This is a genomic window from Halomicrococcus pelagicus (assembly GCF_050954125.1).
Map to the genome: position 1 here is coordinate 117,907 of NZ_JBPBWC010000014.1, position 16,382 is coordinate 134,288.

Annotated in this window: 14 protein-coding genes and 5 pseudogenes; 9 read left to right on the forward strand and 10 right to left on the reverse strand. The window is 56.7% G+C overall.

Annotated features, from left to right (window positions below):
- Window positions 1-486: 486 nt before the first annotated feature.
- A complete protein-coding gene (locus ACRYA2_RS19910) occupies window positions 487-1,002 on the reverse strand; it encodes a hypothetical protein (RefSeq protein WP_433632179.1) in 516 nt (171 codons plus the stop codon).
- Between the two features lie 652 nt (window positions 1,003-1,654).
- Between ACRYA2_RS19910 and ACRYA2_RS19915 the strand changes: the two are divergent.
- The 3 genes and pseudogenes from ACRYA2_RS19915 to ACRYA2_RS19925 all read left to right on the forward strand — a co-directional run bounded on the left by ACRYA2_RS19915 (window position 1,655) and on the right by ACRYA2_RS19925 (window position 5,037).
- Window positions 1,655-3,456: pseudogene (locus tag ACRYA2_RS19915) on the forward strand (SLC13 family permease).
- Between the two features lie 135 nt (window positions 3,457-3,591).
- A protein-coding gene (locus tag ACRYA2_RS19920) for an IS630 family transposase (RefSeq protein WP_433632181.1) occupies window positions 3,592-4,592 on the forward strand; the annotation gives its coding sequence in 2 pieces (ribosomal slippage) (window positions 3,592-4,084 and window positions 4,084-4,592; 1,002 coding nt in all).
- Window positions 4,593-4,608: 16 nt separating this feature from the next.
- On the forward strand, window positions 4,609-5,037 hold the full coding sequence (locus ACRYA2_RS19925) for a DUF7539 family protein (protein ID WP_433632184.1): 429 nt from the start codon (window positions 4,609-4,611) through the stop codon (window positions 5,035-5,037).
- 93 nt (window positions 5,038-5,130) lie between these two features.
- Here the strand turns inward: ACRYA2_RS19925 and ACRYA2_RS19930 are convergent.
- Window positions 5,131-5,234: pseudogene (locus tag ACRYA2_RS19930) on the reverse strand (IS5/IS1182 family transposase); the annotation flags it as partial.
- A gap of 90 nt (window positions 5,235-5,324) precedes the next feature.
- On the opposite strand from ACRYA2_RS19930, the gene ACRYA2_RS19935 reads away from it, so the two are divergent.
- The 3 genes and pseudogenes from ACRYA2_RS19935 to ACRYA2_RS19945 form a co-directional block, all read left to right on the forward strand.
- Window positions 5,325-5,468, forward strand: coding sequence for a hypothetical protein (locus ACRYA2_RS19935; RefSeq protein WP_433632187.1), 144 nt, complete (start codon window positions 5,325-5,327; stop codon window positions 5,466-5,468).
- A 509-nt stretch (window positions 5,469-5,977) separates the two neighbouring features.
- The gene (locus tag ACRYA2_RS19940) at window positions 5,978-6,463 is read left to right on the forward strand and encodes a twin-arginine translocation signal domain-containing protein (RefSeq protein WP_433632190.1); all 486 of its coding nucleotides are present in this window, start codon (window positions 5,978-5,980) and stop codon (window positions 6,461-6,463) included.
- Window positions 6,464-6,677: 214 nt separating this feature from the next.
- Window positions 6,678-6,803: pseudogene (locus ACRYA2_RS19945) on the forward strand (SAM-dependent methyltransferase); the annotation flags it as partial.
- An 86-nt stretch (window positions 6,804-6,889) separates the two neighbouring features.
- On the opposite strand, the gene ACRYA2_RS19950 reads toward ACRYA2_RS19945, so the two are convergent.
- The 6 genes and pseudogenes from ACRYA2_RS19950 to ACRYA2_RS19975 all read right to left on the reverse strand — a co-directional run.
- Window positions 6,890-7,309: a DUF7970 domain-containing protein gene (locus tag ACRYA2_RS19950; RefSeq protein WP_433632192.1), complete on the reverse strand. Its 420-nt coding sequence runs from the start codon at window positions 7,307-7,309 to the stop codon at window positions 6,890-6,892.
- Window positions 7,302-8,240, reverse strand: coding sequence for a ParA family protein (locus ACRYA2_RS19955; protein ID WP_433632195.1), 939 nt, complete (start codon window positions 8,238-8,240; stop codon window positions 7,302-7,304). Before ACRYA2_RS19955 ends, ACRYA2_RS19950 begins: the two co-directional genes overlap by 8 nt.
- A 256-nt stretch (window positions 8,241-8,496) precedes the next feature.
- A complete protein-coding gene (locus ACRYA2_RS19960) occupies window positions 8,497-9,300 on the reverse strand; it encodes a nucleotidyl transferase AbiEii/AbiGii toxin family protein (protein WP_433632198.1) in 804 nt (267 codons plus the stop codon).
- A gap of 5 nt (window positions 9,301-9,305) precedes the next feature.
- Window positions 9,306-10,136: a type IV toxin-antitoxin system AbiEi family antitoxin domain-containing protein gene (locus ACRYA2_RS19965; protein ID WP_433632201.1), complete on the reverse strand. Its 831-nt coding sequence runs from the start codon at window positions 10,134-10,136 to the stop codon at window positions 9,306-9,308.
- Window positions 10,137-10,238: 102 nt separating this feature from the next.
- Window positions 10,239-10,439: pseudogene (locus tag ACRYA2_RS19970) on the reverse strand (TRAM domain-containing protein); the annotation flags it as partial.
- A 294-nt stretch (window positions 10,440-10,733) separates the two neighbouring features.
- Window positions 10,734-11,354: pseudogene (locus ACRYA2_RS19975) on the reverse strand (cell division control protein Cdc6); the annotation flags it as partial.
- A 152-nt stretch (window positions 11,355-11,506) separates the two neighbouring features.
- On the opposite strand from ACRYA2_RS19975, the gene ACRYA2_RS19980 reads away from it, so the two are divergent.
- The 3 genes from ACRYA2_RS19980 (at window position 11,507) to ACRYA2_RS19990 (ending at window position 14,419) form a co-directional block, all read left to right on the forward strand.
- The gene (locus ACRYA2_RS19980; protein WP_433632203.1) at window positions 11,507-11,650 is read left to right on the forward strand and encodes a DUF2080 family transposase-associated protein; all 144 of its coding nucleotides are present in this window, start codon (window positions 11,507-11,509) and stop codon (window positions 11,648-11,650) included.
- Window positions 11,651-11,659: 9 nt separating this feature from the next.
- Window positions 11,660-12,883: an RNA-guided endonuclease InsQ/TnpB family protein gene (locus tag ACRYA2_RS19985; protein WP_433632205.1), complete on the forward strand. Its 1,224-nt coding sequence runs from the start codon at window positions 11,660-11,662 to the stop codon at window positions 12,881-12,883.
- A gap of 204 nt (window positions 12,884-13,087) precedes the next feature.
- Window positions 13,088-14,419, forward strand: coding sequence for a hemolysin family protein (locus tag ACRYA2_RS19990; RefSeq protein ID WP_433632208.1), 1,332 nt, complete (start codon window positions 13,088-13,090; stop codon window positions 14,417-14,419).
- Window positions 14,420-14,740: 321 nt separating this feature from the next.
- Here ACRYA2_RS19990 and ACRYA2_RS19995 read toward each other — a convergent pair whose 3' ends face one another.
- Together ACRYA2_RS19995 and ACRYA2_RS20000 are read right to left on the reverse strand one after the other, a co-directional pair.
- Window positions 14,741-15,610: a universal stress protein gene (locus ACRYA2_RS19995; protein ID WP_433632211.1), complete on the reverse strand. Its 870-nt coding sequence runs from the start codon at window positions 15,608-15,610 to the stop codon at window positions 14,741-14,743.
- Window positions 15,611-15,673: 63 nt separating this feature from the next.
- Entirely contained in the window at window positions 15,674-16,153 is a 480-nt protein-coding gene (locus ACRYA2_RS20000) for a universal stress protein (protein ID WP_433632214.1), read from the reverse strand.
- Window positions 16,154-16,382: the final 229 nt, after the last annotated feature.

Here is a 16,382-nt window from a genome sequence, read left to right on the forward strand (position 1 = left end):
TCGTCTGAGCAACGACGCACGAGTCACTTGGGACCGAGTCACGATGAAACCCGTGGCTGGTCCGTTCGGCGGGTCGAGCTCTCGGTACGCTACTACGGGGGCGTTCGGTTCCCGTCAGGTGCCCACGACTTTAGTCGGGGCTTCCGCGCTGTTCAGCGGTGAGTTGGTCGACAATCGTCCCATCGGACGTTTCAGCTACCCGGCAGAGGATATGTTGTCGCTGCTGTTTGGTCAGCAGCCGTAGTGCTGTCTCGGTCGATATCCGCTGTTGTGAGTCGCTCATGGAGAGTCACACCATGTTCAGTTGGGACGTTGGCTTGCACGAACACGGACCAGATAGTTCATGCACCTCGCGGGAATCCGTGTCGTTAACCCTAATCTTCACAGCGTGATGGTACTCGGAAAGCAAATGAATTGATTTGGACCAACACTGGATCGAAGCCATATGTATTAAGAACAGCAGTCTCAGCTTCTGAATGATGCTGACTAATCTCTCCGTTGAATGATAGTGATGAGCTGGGACTTCGGAAGCCACTCGTCAGAGAGATACGGGACGTCGTCCTGCTTCTCGAATCTCCGGTACTCTTCCTGTAGCTTGTCGTTCAACCGCTTTCGACGGTCGCTATCGACCGCAGTATTCTCTACTCCGTTCTCGAGTGAGTGTATCTTGTGTGCGATCTGCATGAGACGACGACCCGGCGACGAGTCCTTGAAGAGAACTGCGTCCTCAGTTTCTCGGGAGATATATCCAACAAATGTGATGGCCAGGCTTCCCCGCACGTCGTCCGTTTTCTCTTCGACTAGCCACTCTGGAAGCTGGATGAACACGTCATCCTCGTCCAGGAGGCCCAGCAATTGCCACAGTTGACGCGTGTCTTGCTCGTTGATGAGGTCTCGCTCTCGGGCCGCCTCCAGGGTCACATCGCGGTTGCTGAGCGTCTCTGAGTGCCACTCGCGAGCGAAGGAGTCGTAGTCAGCGTACGTTCTGATAGCGTCAACCACTACCAAGTAGATAGAAGGGCGAGACAAAGAAGGATTCTATCACCGTTCTATCAGAACTGTTCTGGTCCCAAAGGCCGTCTACCAGAAGGAACTGCGGACACGGGATCGATCGATGCACTCCGTAGAGAGTAAAAGTACTCGAACGGGGAGGCAATTCTACAACACCTTCTCCATTCGGACGTACTGGGGGCTCTGTGGCTTCACTCCTCAGGGCTTATCGAAACAATGGACTCAGCCCCGCACTCCGGGCACTGTTCGTGCTGGGAATAAAAGCATGTCTCACACGCTTCACACTGGTAGTTTGCATTCTGCGTAGCGGTCTCGGTAGCCGTCTGCTTGAACTGCTCGACCTCCCTTCCGATTCGTTTGAAAAATTCCATTGCGTTCGTAGAAATACGGCCACGCCCATGTTAAACGTTCGCAAACTCGCTGACGTTTGGCGAGTAGCACCGATTTCTGCCGTTTCACACGGACGATATCTACAGCGTCGGCCGAGCAGAGCCATCCGCCCAGAGGGCGCAACTGGACCAACAGTCGTCCGGCGAGTCGGGATACCAGACCTTTTCCCGCATAGCCGCCTCTATACAATGTGCATTCCTTTTCAATTCCGCTGGCAGCCCAGGGCCTGGCCTCGACATCGGTGACAGCGGAGATGCTCGTTGTCTTTGCTCTCATTCTCCTCGCTCTCGCACTCTTCGCGACCGAGTGGTTTCCGATCGATGTCACTGCGATTTTGATAATGGTGCTGTTGATGGTGCTCGAACCGTGGACGCAGATTTCGCCTCGGGAGGGTATCTCCGGGTTTGCGAACCCGGCAACGATAACGGTCCTGGCGATGCTTATTCTGAGTACAGGGATCAATCGAACCGGTATCGTCCAGTTGATCGGCCGCAAAATGGCGGCGTTCGCCGGGACCGACCGTCGCAAGCAACTCGCCGCGACGGTCGGAGTCACTGGCCCAGTCTCGGGGTTCATCAACAACACACCAGTCGTCGCGATTCTGGTTCCCGTCATCGCCGATCTCGCACACGAGGGGAGAACGTCGCCGTCGAAGCTCCTGATGCCGCTGTCGTTCGCGTCGATGCTCGGTGGGACGCTCACGCTCATCGGGACCTCAACGAACATCCTCGCGAGCGACATCGCAGCCCAGCTCGGTGCGGAGTCGCCTGAGCTCGGGTTGCACGCATTCGGGATGTTCGAGTTCACCAAACTCGGCGTCATCGTCTTCGCCGTTGGTTCCCTCTATCTCATGACGATCGGCGTTCGACTCCTTCCCGAACGGATTCCGGCTGACGAGGACCTCGTCGAAGAGTACGCTCTCCAGAAGTACCTCGCTGACGTCGTCGTCCCGGCGAACTCACCACTGATCGGCCAGACTGTCCGGGAGGTGCTCGGCGACGACGACCACGATATCGATGTGTTACAGCTGATTCGCTACGGCGAGCGGTTCGACGAACCCCTCGCTCGAAAAGAAATCCACGAAAACGATACACTCCGACTCAGGACGAACCGGGAGACACTCGAGTACATCATGGACGCGGAAGGACTCACACTATCGGGCGGTCCGCGAACCGAGGACGATCTGGATCCGGAAGAGGAAGAACCGGTGCTCGTCGGAGTCGTCATCCCATCGGGATCGTTTCTCGTTGGCGAAACGCTGGCGAGTTCATCGTTTCGACAGCGCTACAACGCGAACGTTCTGGCCTTTCGTACCCGTGGAGACATCGTCCGGGATCGGTTCGAGAACATCCGCATTCGCGTCGGCGACACGCTCCTGGTCCAGGCACCGCCTGATAGCCTCACGCGACTCATCGAGAACGAGGATTTCATCGTCGCCCATGAGTTCGACGAGGTGACCTACCGGAGCGAGAAAATCCCGTTCGCGGTCGGCATCATCGCCGGCGTGGTCGCACTGCCGGCGTTGAACGTCTCCCAATCGTCGTCTCAGCACTTGCTGGGGTTGTGGCGATGATCTTCACCGGCGTCCTCAAGCCGACCGAACTCTATTCATCCGTCGAGTGGAACGTAATCTTCCTCCTCGCGGGAGTCATCCCCCTCGGTATCGCCCTGCAGCAGACAGGAGCTGCAGCGCTGCTCGGCGATGCCGTCGCTTCGACAGCGACATTTCTACCGCCGATCGGCGTCCTATGGGTCTTCTATCTCGCGACCGGGCTGTTGACGAGCGTCATCAGCAACAACGCGAGCGTCGTGTTGATGATTCCAGTGGCTGCCAACGCTGCCCAGTCGATCGGGGTGAACGCGTTCGCGTTCGTTCTGGCGGTCACATTCGCCGCCTCGACGGCGTTCATGACGCCCGTCGGCTACCAGACGAATCTCTTCGTCTACGGACCTGGTGGGTACACGTTTTCTGACTTCATTCGGGTCGGCGCCCCGCTGCAGTTCCTCCTCTCGATCGTCACCGTCCTCGGAATCGCGTTCTTCTGGGGCCTGTGAGCGAGTCGCTCCGCCCGAGACAATGCGCCGACGTCACCGCTTCCAACTATCGGGGTCGTACGAACGTCCATTGACCTGGCCATCATCCTATAGTAGCCGTTAGAAATTTCCGCCCGGATAACGTTGAGTGTTCTAATGGACCATCTTGACGAGATCTCCGTCGAGGAACTCCAAGACGCTCTCGACAACGTGGAGGGAAACAAGCCGACACAGCGGTTGTTAGCAGCAATTGCGTACAAAAATGGTGTTACGCAGACCGAACTAGCCGAGTGGCACGACACCGGCCGGCGCACAATCTACAGCTGGCTCAAGCGACTCGACACTGACGAGTCGCTTGAGCAGGCTGTGACTGATGCTCACCGATCTGGGAGGAAACGAAAACTATCAGGAAATGAGCAACTCGAATTCGAAGAAGCTGTCCACGAACCACCAAACAAGGTTGGCGTTGACGCGCCGGCGTGGACGCCGGCGCTCGTCCAGCAGTATCTCAACGAGACCTACGATGTCGAGTACTCAATCCCCAGTTGTCGGCGGTTGCTCAAAGAAGCGGGATTGAGCTATCAAAAACCGCGCCCCACAGCCGCCGAAGCAGAGGCTGACGAACAAGAAACGTTCCGCGACGAACTCAAAAAAAGCGACGGGAGATGGACGCCACGGTAGTCTACATCGACCAAACCAAGAAATCCGTGCAGGTTGAGCCGCGTGCCGCGTGGTTTCCGCGCGGCACGCGGCCCTCCGTCGAACTCTCTGGCCAGCGCGACTGGACATGTCTGTTGGGCGCGATCACCGAGAACGGTGATCGCTTTTTCTCCCGATTCGAAGAGTACGTCACCGCTGCGCACGCGGAACATTTCATTCTCGCGTTATGCAAAGAATTCGAAGATGATTTGATCGTGGTGCTTGATGGAGCGCCGTACTTCCAGGCGTCGGCCGTCACGGACCTAGCGGCCCGTGACGACCTCGCCATCGTGACGTTGCCGGCGTATTCGCCGGAACTCAACCCTGTCGAAGAGTGCTGGCGGCAACTCCAAGACGCTCTGAGTAACCGGTTCTTTGAGTCACTCGACGAATTAACCACGGCGATTGATACCGCTCTCGACCAGCTATCTCTTCCAAAAGTGAGTAACTACTTCTAATGTCTACTATAGATCCATGGCCGAGTTCCCAGACGAACGACAGCTCATCCTCCGGGCGCGTTCCCAGTTGGACCAGTGGACGAAACGTGCGCGGACCGAGGCGTACACCGAACTATTCGAAGGTAACGACCCGATTCTCTCCCCCGAGGAGATGCAACTGCTTGACGCGCTCGACTCGGAACTGGAGCGACAAGGCGGCGACGGCGTCTGGGGGACCGATCAATACGGCATCCACACGGCGGGGACCTCAAGCTCAGATACCCCACTCGGTGTCGTCTGCGTCTATCACCCACAGATCACCAGTGACTCCGTTCTTCGCGGGGACGACAATCTCGACGACGGGACCGAAGAACGACTCAACGCGGCCCTCTGGAAGTACAGCGAGCGCGTCGCGACGCTCATCGAGGCAAAGCTCGACGAGTTCGTCCGTCAAACCCGGCGGTAAGCCTCGAACAGATCCACTTTCGGGCGGTCGGACGTATTTATCTTCAGCGAGAGCATTCCGCCGTCGAGGGTCAGTCCAGCGATGCCGGTCGTCGAATCTCGAGTTGTAGCCGCTGGCGGGCTCGCCCGCGTGCTTCCCAACGCTTGTTTAGCTAGCTGACGACACTGCTCAACGAAGTCGAGGAGATCGACCTCCATGTCAAGATCGATTTTCTCGACTTCATCCTTCTAAACCCGTGATATCGGTCGATAAAATCGCTCTTCAACAGGGCAGATATTCCAGTTAGCGTGCTCATTGACAGATGTCAGGGAAAACAACAAGAGCTAGCTGTCGTTGTGGAGGACGGCCATACGGTTGGACTCGTCACCGCAACAGACGGAGTTGAAGCAATCACCGGCGAACTTGAGGATCCGATGGATACGGTAGACTGAGCGGAATCTCGTCGATAAACCCTTCCAGACATAGGTCATGCGTATTCAACGATTTCACGAAACCTGGAACGGCAGTCAAACCAGCGCGAAGTGCTGGTCTGACTGCCTACATGGTCTACTACAACCATTATAGGAGTCATCAAGCGCTGGAGAATCAGCCGCTAGTCACAGCATTCAACCAGGAGACCTCAATCTAGCAGTGCCTCGGAACGAGAGAATTATACTGAGCAGAATGAAAAGGGCTAGAATGGATGACCGAGTTGACGAGACGACCGGACATTCTGGGAGCGTCGGACGGCCCTCAGCTCGCCACCGCAAGTCGATCAGATAGGAGTGCAATAACTGAATTCACAACTTCTTCTTATCGGAGGTATCGGCGGTTACTGGCTCGAATCCTGGAATAGAGCCGCCGACGAACTGTTCGGCAGGTAACCAGGTAACTTTCACAATAGCCTACATTTATAGGTAGAATCGTCGTTGCTTCGAACACACCAAATGGGGTGTTGACTATGGAGAACGAACAACCGACCAGCGAACAGACAACCGACGAACCGGCGGACGAATCGCGGCGCAAGTTCCTCAAGAAGGGCGCACTGGCGACCGGCGCGGTCGCACTTGGCGTTTCAGGGTCGAACACGGCCGGCGCACAGCAGGTCCAACAAGACGTACTGACGTACTTCGATGACTACCAACCCGGCCAGACAGTCCAGGTCGTCGAACAGTTGCCAGCGAGCATCACCGTGACCCTGCTGCAGCTACCCAATGGAAACACGGTGCCGGAAATCGGCCAGCCCGACGACTACAACGGCTACGTCGTCCGGCCGGCGACCGGCCAGGGCAACCGGTCCTGGGGAGCCACGTACCTGTTCACCCGGGCGTCGATCACCACGGGCAACCGCTTCCAATTTGGTACTACAGCGAACGTGTTCAGCAGCCAGCTCAGCTTGGTAAGCACGTCGTTCAGCCGCCAGGGTGGTGGCGGCGGCGGCAGCTAAATCTGCCTCGAACAAGGACTCGGGGCTTTGGTGAATCGCCAGACTGCGTCGGGTATGGGTCAATCTACGTTACTCTGAGAGAGGCAACTCCGAGATCGTCTCCCCAATTTTCGACTATCGCTCTAAATCTTGAGTATCAGTAGCAGCGTGAACCAGATGTCTCCCCGTCAAAGTCACCGCCTTCTAGTGATTCACCAGAGCCGGCCACGGGGTTGACGCAGCGACCGTCGGCATGCTCGTGGACGAACTCACCGACGCCGGATTCGTGGTGACGGCGGTCGAGCGTGTACACGACCAGGTAGGCGTCCTTGTTGCCGAACGACTGGAAATTCCGCAATAGTAGCAGACACTGGGATATCCATAGCCGAGGAGAGATCGGCATTCCTTCGTCGTCCTCACTAAAAGAGAAATAGTATACTGTTCAGGCTATTTTGAAATCGCATTCTTTCGTTCTTGCTCGAACCGTTCAGCTACCTCGTCAACCAAGTCTTCCTCTACAACCGTGCGCAGCAACGCGTCAGTCATCTCACGGACAACGATATTCTGATATCCGCGGGTATTGAGCTCGCGCTCTAATTCGTAGTTCAGCCAGGAATCGAAGTTCTCGATAGTCTCTTCGCGTGCGTAAAACGGCCGTTGATTGGCTGCCTCGTATGAAAAGGCAGTGTCTGTCATCGGATCCAGTTCCTCGACGTCCTTCTCATCCGGTTCGTCGACGTGTTCGGTTGCCGTGTCTGTGGTCGAGGGCTCGGACGACTCCTGAGTAGTCGTCGTATCGTCTTGCTCGTCAGCATCGTCATCCAGCGTCTGACTAAGATCTGCGAACGGGTCACCGTCGTCAGCCATGCCGAACCACCTCACCAGCCTCGACGATATGTGCGAGTTCGTCGAAGCACTTCAGCTGGTCACAGTTGGCGTCGTAGTCCAACAGCGGTTTACGTTCACCGTATGCTTTCGTGATACTCGTTCGGTCTCGAATACCGGGTGTCGGACTAATATCGCCGGCACTCACAGCCTTCCAATCCGTGATTCGAGCGAAGTTCGGAATACGGTCCTGCAAGCTGTTATGGGAGTTCAATCGTTCGAGAAGCTGGCGGTCCTGCGTCTGCTGATCGATACGTCCATCCAGCATGTTCGGGACGAGCGCGAGGACGTCGACGTCCATGTGTTTTCGCAGCGGAGCAATTTGGCGCTCGATAGTGCGTTCCAGTCCGGACATCGCCTCGTTCCCGGGCGCCAGTGGAAGCACAAGATTAGATGTCGCGACAAGAGCGTTGTCGGTCAGTCGCGAGCGATATGCGGGCGAGTCCGTGACGATGAAGTCGTATTCGTCGCCAAGCAGCGGCTCAACGACTTCGCGCTTCAACAGAGCAGACGGTTGGAAGACGTCACCGACGACGATTTCTCGCTCGACCTGCTCGAGATCCTCGCTCGAGGGAAGAATATCGAATTCATATTCGGTATCGTAAACGACTGAGGTTGGGTCTACCTCGTCGAAGAAGACCTCACCGATGCCCTCGTCTGTATTGTGATAGTGGTCATCGAACCCGAGACCGACTGAAGCGTGTCCATTCGGATCAAGGTCGATAAGGAGGACATCATGGTCGTGGCTGGCTAGCTGACGTGCGAGATTCACTGCGATGGTTGACTTGCCAACGCCACCCTTCAGCATACAGACGGAGACAGCCCGAGAACTACCCGCTGTATCCACGGATTCGTACGGGCTATTTGGACTATCTATGCCATCTACACTATTCTTGCTATTTGTTTCCGCCATGCTATTTTGAAATAGTCCTCTGCAACCTCTTATAACTACGGACAGTGAATACCTTGAATCACTGAAATAGTTTAAATAGCACAAATACCCAGAATAGCAAGAATAGCATAGTCAAAAAGTAGCCTGAGTTGTAGACAGAATAAATAGTATAGATAGAAAGATCTCTATAGATAGAATACTATCTTCGAATAGTATCCGATTTCAGAATACCCCTAATAGAGAGGACCCAGTACGTGTCTCAGGCGGGGGTACGTACTTACTCCGTCCCTTTGTCAATGACGGCCTCATCCAGTCTCTCCCAGACAGTATCGAATAGAGGTGGATCGCCGGTCAGGTCTGGGAGTGAGGTTTCCCACTGGCGCTGGATATCCTCACGTTGATTTACCGGCAGACCCGTGGTGAGATCGACGTCAAGGTCGTCGTGATCACACTTAGCTTCGAAGGTAGGAAGGACAACGTCGAGCTCAATCTCGACAGACTCGGTCTCTAAGAGCTGGTAGAGGTCGTAGTAGTCTCTGGCAGCACCCCGTTGGAAGATCGCCCGAAGCTTCTCCGCGAAGATCTCTTCGACACTATACGCTTGCAGCTCGAACTCCGGGATATCCTCGTAGGAGTGTGTATGGTGAACCGGGTCGAACGCGACGTACTCATCGACCATCACGTCGAGACTAGTCGTATTCGGATGGTCAAGCACCGCCCGATACTGGATGCTCATGTCGACGTAATGTGTCGGATAGTGTTGCTGGCGGGACTCGTGGTGCTCGCTGATGGTGAACTCAATCCCGGAGCGCTCGGTTACTGTGTCGAGGACGTCACGGAGGTCGTCTTCTGATCCGTGGTACTGGCCTTCGACACCGAAATCGAGATCCTCTGAGAACCGCCACGACTGGGGGAAGTACAGTTTGCTCAGCGCCGTTCCACCTTTGAACATGAGGTTCTCGCCAAAGCCACTCGTGAAGATACCCCAGAGAATCCAGGAATTGACGTAGTTCTTCTCAACGTAGCCCTGGCGGACACCTAGCTCACGGGCAAGGACACGGAGGCGATTCTGACTGATCATTAGAATCAGGACTCCGTCGGACCGAGCGTGCCCGGGTCGACGTTAATTCGGAGACGATACTCGCTGTCGTAGGTTCCCTGTTCACTCCGCGTTGGGTCGAGCAGCGAGTATCCACTCGTGAACGACGCGACGAGCGTCTCACGCGTTGGGAGGTCGATACCTAGCTCGTCGGCAAGGTAGACGATTCGCTTGGTCGCCGCGCCGTTGTCGAGTCGCTGGAGGTACTCACCGACCGTCGCCCACGAACAGTCCTGGTCGTCCGCCGCGACCATCGCCTTTGCGAGCTCCTGGATGCCACCGCAGTATTCGGGGTGGTCAGCACAGTCGACGAGCGTCTTCTCCAAGTCGGCGACGTTCACGGCGGTTCCCTCGATGGACGTCGGCTCGTAGCCGAAGAACTTCCGCTGGGTGACCGTCGCGACGCGATAGGGGACGCCGTGAATCTCGCGACTCTGGGCTCGCGTCGGGGTGACGACGTACACGGTTCGGGGAACCTGCTCGGTCAGCCCGTGATGGCTGAGGGCGCTATAGTAGCCGATGTACATCGGCTCGGCGACGTGCGACGCGATGAGATACTCGTGGGTCGTGTACACGGCCTCCTCACCGGCAGCGAGTGGAATGATGAGATATCGGCCGGGGAGAAGCCGGTCCAGCCACCCTTTCTTGGTGAGTCGGGAGGCGATCTCTCGGGCGGTGTTAGGCGCGACCTCGAGCGTCGCCTCGACATCGTCGATCGAGATGATCTGGTGGCCCTCAGCGGCGAGATGCGAGAGGAGTCGGCTCTCACGGGTCGAAAGCCCCTGCCGTATATTTTGAGTCTCTTGTGTGGAACTCATACCTGCGTTTCGTACATAGAATATGAAGAGCGGCAGGCTTCAACGTTGCGCCTCGCGACCTCTTCGAATCGCCCTCAAAATGATCACCCCGAGTTAGAGCGCTCACGGATCGCTATCAACAATGCTAGCAAATGCAATGTTCTCCTGAACTTGTTCGATTTCGACAGTCGGCTTATCACCGGGCTGGGCACCAGGTACGATCATGACGTATCCACGTTCGACTTTCGCAATGCCGTCGCCTTGATCGCCGACCGTCTCGATCGTAACATCCCAGACCTCGCCTTCATCGACAGGTGATCCCGACGGGGCTTAGCCCGCGTTTTGCCGAGAATGAATATCCTGCTAATTTCTACTGTGATAGTCGTAATGGAATTAGGATTTATCGGAAGAAATAGTTAGTATATTATACTAACTGAGGGCGTTTGAGCATGCTTTTTGAGTTATGGACCTGGATCGGCTATTTCTCCACCCCATGTTTCCGTCGTAGTAGCCCCACCCCACGTTTCCGACGTAACCGTCGACCCCCCGTGTTTCCGTCGTTTCCTCATACCCCACCCCAGATTTCCGTCGTATCCACTTGGCTAGTCGGATGGATGGTTACTCGGTCGTCCATTCCTGCATTCGGGTATCCTCGAGGATCGTTTCGCGTACTACCTCTGGGTCTTCAATGAGTCGGTTCTGGAGATGAATGCCACCAGCGCTTCCCTTGTTGATTTTCTCGATCTCGACAACGCCGAGAAACGCTTGTTCCTTCACAAGGTCACGGAAGCGCCGGACGGAGAGGGTGTCCATATCGAGGTGGGCGCAGATTCGTTCGTATTGGTCATAGACTCGGCTTGTAAGGAATGCATCGTCGTTGGTATTGACGCTGAGTTCGGACAATGCGAGTAAGGCGGCCTTCGCCTGGGTTGGAGCACCACCGATGATCTCTCGGAAGCGGTCCTTCTCAGCGTGTTGTTGTGCCTGTCGGACGTGTTGCTCGTCGACTTTCTCGGCGCCATTCTCGTAGGCGACTTCACCGGCATGCCGAAGAATGTCGATTGCTTTCCGAGCATCTCCATGTTCTTGTGCGGCAAAGGCAGCAGAGAGTGGAATCGCATCTTCAGAGAGGACACCGTCTTGGAAGGCGTCCTGCCGATTGAGCATGATTTCTCGGAGTTGATTCGCGTCATAGGGTTTGAAGAACAGCTCCTTGTGTTGGAAGCTGCTTTTTACCTGAATTGAGGCGCTAAGGCCCCTTCCTCAACGAACGAGCGAAGCGAGTGAGTAGGGAGGGGATACAGCGCCGCACGTTTGTTCATGCACTCTGCACCGACCGGCCCACAGGCCCACCGTCATCTTTAAGTTGATACCATGTTTAAACATGGTTGATGGATAGGCACGAGATAGAAGGCCACGAAGTCATCACCGGAACAGCCAAAGCCACCGGCAACGGGGCGCACGTTCTTGTTCCGAAGGACTGGCGTGGCGCAGACGTGAAAGTCGTCCGAACCAGCGAACCAACCGACGAGTAGCACCACCCGATGAACTACAACTACAGGTACCGACTTCGACCGTCCGACGCCCTCGAAGAACGGTTAGCGGAGACTGTCGATACCTGTAGACAGGTCTACAACCACTTCCTCCACCGCCTGAATCGGAACGACGACACCTCGTCGTACTCCGAACAGAAGCGTCTCCCCGACCTCAAGAAGTGGTGGAGTGACCTGAAACAAGTTCACTCGAAGGTGCTACAGAAAGTCGTGCAACGCCTGTACGACAACCTCTCGACGCTCCGTGGCCGCAAGCAGAACGGCCATCAAGTTGGGACGCTCAAGTGGAAAGGACAGGGCGAGTACCGTTCGTTCACCTACAGTCAATCCGGCTTCGAACTCAAGAACACGAGTGGCCGGACGAAACTGTGGCTCTCGAAACTCGGAGAAATCCCGCTCACCTTCCACCGCGACCTGCCCAACGACGCCGACATCAAGACCGTCACGGTCAAGCGCGAACCCACCGGCAAGTGGTACGCTGTTCTGGGCGTCGAGACACCCGACGACCCGCCGGAGAAGCCAGAGACGCCCACCAAGTGCGTCGGTATCGACGTTGGCATACTCACGTACGCCCACGACACCGATGGCACTGCGGTCGGGTCAATCGACCTCTCCGACGAACGTGAGCGGTTGGAACGCGCCCAGCGCGACCTCTCGCGGAAACAGCACAGGTCGAACAACTGGGAAGAACAGCGGAAGGTAGTGGCCGAACGTCACGCCGAGTTGAAGAACAAGCGCCACGATTTCCTCCACAAGTTATCGAACCACTACGCCACCGAGTACGATTTGGTGGCCGTAGAGGACTTAGACGCCGCCGGGTTGGTCGAACTTCCGGGCAACTCCCGAAACCGCGCTGGCGCGGCGTGGGGAGAGTTCCTTCGAATGCTTGAGTACAAGTGCGAACGCGAAGGGACGCACCTCGTCGCGGTAGACCCGGCAGGAACGACCAAAGAGTGTGCGGCGTGTGGTGTTTCGACGGACAAGCCGCTATGGGTCCGTGAACACTCCTGCCCCGCCTGTGGCTTCACGGCAGACCGAGACTGGAACGCGGCGTGGAACATTCTTTCTCGCGGTATCAAGCGGTTAGGAGAGGGACGCTCCGAATCAACGCCTGTGGAGACTGCGCTCCCTACGGGGACCACTTCGGTCCCTGCAAAGCGCGTCGTTGAAGCAGGAAGCCCCACCCTCAAGCGCGAGCCGTCAGGCGAGCGGTAGGGTGGGGTAGTTCACAGTGCCCTCAGGGAGTGAGTTCAGCAGATGTTCAACAGGACAGCCTCGGTGAGGAGATATACAGGACTAATTCGATAATCGCAACAGTCAGCTCGCTTCGAAGTTGCTGTAAATGATTTTAGTGGGTGGAACGAGATGCCCCCATATGGACACACGACAATCAAGTAACCCTAGCTTCCAGCCCCACCGATGGTAAATGTCGCGCTCTCGCTGGCGCAAGTCGTCCTTGCGCTGGCTCTGGTGGTGTTGAACGGCTTTTTTGTCGCTTCAGAGTTCGCCTTCGTACGGATACGAGGGACATCGGTCGAACAACTTGCTGAGGAGGGACGCCCCGGCGCGGGGACGCTCCAAGAAGTGATGGTGAGCCTTGACGATTATCTCGCGACGACGCAACTCGGCATCACCATCGCCTCGCTCGGGTTGGGGTGGGTCGGCGAACCAGCCGTGGCGGCGCTCATCGAACCCGTACTGGAACCGATTCTCCCGGTGGGTCTCATCCATCTCGTCGCTTTTGCAATCGGCTTCAGTATCATCACGTTCCTCCACGTCGTCTTCGGTGAACTCGCGCCGAAGACGCTCGCAATCGCCCAGACGGAGCGACTCTCCCTGTTCCTCGCCCCGCCGATGAAGGTCTTCTATTACATCCTCTATCCGGGAATCGTCGTCTTCAACGGGGCTGCCAACGCATTCACGCGAGCACTCGGCGTGCCACCCGCCTCCGAAACGGACGAGACGCTCGGCGAGCGGGAGCTCCTTCGGGTACTGACTCGATCCGGTGAGGAAGGAGACATCGACGTTGCGGAAGTGACGATGATCGAGCGGGTCTTCGATCTCGACGACATCGTGGTGCGGGAGGTCATGGTTCCACGACCGGACGTGGTGAGCGTTCCGGCGGATGCCGCGCTCTCAGACCTCCAGTCGATCATCCTCGAGGCTAGTCATACGCGCTATCCCGTTCTTGATGGCGACGACGACGACCAAGTGATCGGATTCGTCGACGTCAAGGACGTGCTCCGAGCGGAGGTGGAGGACGGTGACGCCGAGTCCGTCGGCGACATCGCCCGCGAAATCGTCATCGCACCCGAGACGATGGCACTGAGCGATCTCCTAAGACAGTTCAGGGAAGATCAACAGCAGATGGTCGCAGTTATCGACGAGTGGGGGGCATTTGAGGGGATTGCAACGGTTGAAGACGTCGTCGAAGCGCTCGTTGGAGACCTCCGAGATGAGTTTGATATGGACGAGCGTGAACCCTCGATTCGCCGGCGTGGCGAGGAGGGGTACGACATTGACGGGGGCGTCCCGCTATCGAAAATCAACGACATGATCGAGGGAGAGTTCACAAGTGAAGAGGTCGAAACGATCGGTGGACTGGTATTCGAACAACTCAACCGTGCGCCAGAACGTGGCGATCGCGTTGAGGTCGACGGGTACGTCGTTGAGGTGACGAACGTTGAGGGGACCCGAATTTCGACGGTCTGGGTTCACGAACGTGAAGAAGATGATTCAGTGGTAGACTGATCGGGATTATGGTAGCCGGTCGGAGGTCCAGAGACCCTCGACCGGCAGAGGTATGGGATTCGCATGAAAGCGAATCTATGGACTACTACGATACCAGATACGAGCGTTGTATCTTGCACGGCTTCAGGAGGATGATCTGAATTTGTTATTTTGATTGCTAGGTGATTTACTCGCGAGTCCACGGTTGAAGCTACATTCAACCCTGCTGTGTTCCTCGTTCGCTGGCGCGCACTGCGGTGCTCCATTAGCACGAGAGTTCACGCCTGAAATCAGCTACGTACGCACAGGAGTTCGATAGCCACGTGCCATCTCACAGAACCGCTACTCCCCACGTCCAACCGTGATGACGGGAACTGGTGCAGAGCGGACGGTCTTCTCGGCGACGCTCCCGAGAAGGATTCGATCGCTCCCGCGTCTCCCTGTCGTTCCCATCACGACGGCGTGGATATCGTTCGAGTCGATGGTGTCGAGGATCACCTCGATAGGGGACCCGTGTTCGACGTGCCGGATAGTGTTCGAAACGCCGTGTGTCTCTGCCTCGGAGACGAGGTCGTCAACGGCGTCGGTCGCAGCCTGTTCACGTTCCTGTCCCGAAATCGTGGAGCGAACGTCCAGACCTAGCGACGTCTCGTCAACGACAGACAGCACGTGAATAGTCGCATCGAGAGCCGCTGCAAGTGAGAGGCCATGCTCGGCAGCATGGGCCGCACCGGCACTCCCGTCGGTCGGTATGAGGATGTTCTCGTAGGGGAACACCAATTGTTCGTCGGGCTGCATCCGCGCTGTGAGTACAGGAACCGAAGACAAACGGACGACCTTCTCCGTGACGCTTCCGATAAGGTATCGTGACACCCCTTCCCGACCGTGGGTCGGCATCACGATCACGTCGTAATCGTATCGCTCGGCGTACTCGACGATTGTCGGCGCTGGATGCCCCTGGACGACGTCGGAATCGTAGTCGACACCAAGTGTATCCAGTGTCTTTTCTGCTTCCTCGACGATGTCCTCGCCCTCCTGAACAAGGGCGTCAATGACCTGGGTTTCGACGACGGTAACACTATGGAGTGTCGTATCCGCGACGAACAGAACGTGGATTGTGGCGTCGGCCCAGTGTGCGATCTCGGCAGCGTGATGCAATGCCTCCGCAGCCCCATCGCTTCCATCGAACGGGAGTAGAATGTCCTCGTACATGTGCACTGTGAGTACCTACGGGCATCACTCTCAGGTGGCTTGCCACTCACCAGCAGAGATGTCTCACCCACCACTCGATTCCGGCTCCCGAACCCACATCACCGGAACTGGCGACGTTCGGACGATTTTCGCACTTACCCCACCCATCCTGTATCGGCTGAAATCAGTCTTGCCGTGCGTGCCGAGGATCGCGAAGTCGATCTCGTTTGTGTCGATGTAGTTTCTAATCTCTTTCGACGGAACACCGAATTCGATTTTACTCGCGATGCTATTGACCACCGCCGCCTCTGCGGTCTCTATGGCGTCTGCGATGATCTCGTCTGCTCGGTTGGTGAGTTCCTCCTCTTTCAACAGAGAGCGAGCATCTGGACCGGGGCTTCCTGTCTCGACAACGTGGAGTATATGAAGCGTGGCACCAGTTGCGTTTGCGAGGGCGACTCCTTCGGACACCGCAAGTTCCGAACCACGGCTGCCGTCCGTGGGAACTAGAAGATCCTGACACGGATAGGCGAGTGGTTGGGTCCCAGGATTGACTGCAATCACGGGGACGTCTGCGGTGTTGATTACGGAAAATGCGAGGCGAAAGCCTCGCCCTTCAGGGCGGGGATGAAGCCGACAAACCCTCAACAACCGACATTATCAAGTAGCCCGGCGTCGTACGGTGCGGTAAGACAACTCGCGTAAACTCTCAATTGGAAGGGCTCTGTTGAATCACTAGACAGCGTCGGGGTGAGTCGCTAGATCAAAGGAGTTGAAGCGGGAGACTGCGAAT

Coding starts and splice junctions, on each gene's coding strand:
- ACRYA2_RS19985 (WP_433632205.1), top strand. CDS start 11,660: ATGAACTACAACTACAGGTACCGACTTCGACCGTCCGACGCCCTCGAA.
- ACRYA2_RS19965 (WP_433632201.1), bottom strand. CDS start 10,136: ATGAGTTCCACACAAGAGACTCAAAATATACGGCAGGGGCTTTCGACC.
- ACRYA2_RS19940 (WP_433632190.1), top strand. CDS start 5,978: ATGGAGAACGAACAACCGACCAGCGAACAGACAACCGACGAACCGGCG.
- ACRYA2_RS19980 (WP_433632203.1), top strand. CDS start 11,507: ATGGATAGGCACGAGATAGAAGGCCACGAAGTCATCACCGGAACAGCC.
- ACRYA2_RS19960 (WP_433632198.1), bottom strand. CDS start 9,300: ATGATCAGTCAGAATCGCCTCCGTGTCCTTGCCCGTGAGCTAGGTGTC.
- ACRYA2_RS19925 (WP_433632184.1), top strand. CDS start 4,609: ATGGCCGAGTTCCCAGACGAACGACAGCTCATCCTCCGGGCGCGTTCC.
- ACRYA2_RS19955 (WP_433632195.1), bottom strand. CDS start 8,240: ATGGCGGAAACAAATAGCAAGAATAGTGTAGATGGCATAGATAGTCCA.
- ACRYA2_RS19950 (WP_433632192.1), bottom strand. CDS start 7,309: ATGGCTGACGACGGTGACCCGTTCGCAGATCTTAGTCAGACGCTGGAT.
- ACRYA2_RS19995 (WP_433632211.1), bottom strand. CDS start 15,610: ATGTACGAGGACATTCTACTCCCGTTCGATGGAAGCGATGGGGCTGCG.
- ACRYA2_RS19990 (WP_433632208.1), top strand. CDS start 13,088: ATGGTAAATGTCGCGCTCTCGCTGGCGCAAGTCGTCCTTGCGCTGGCT.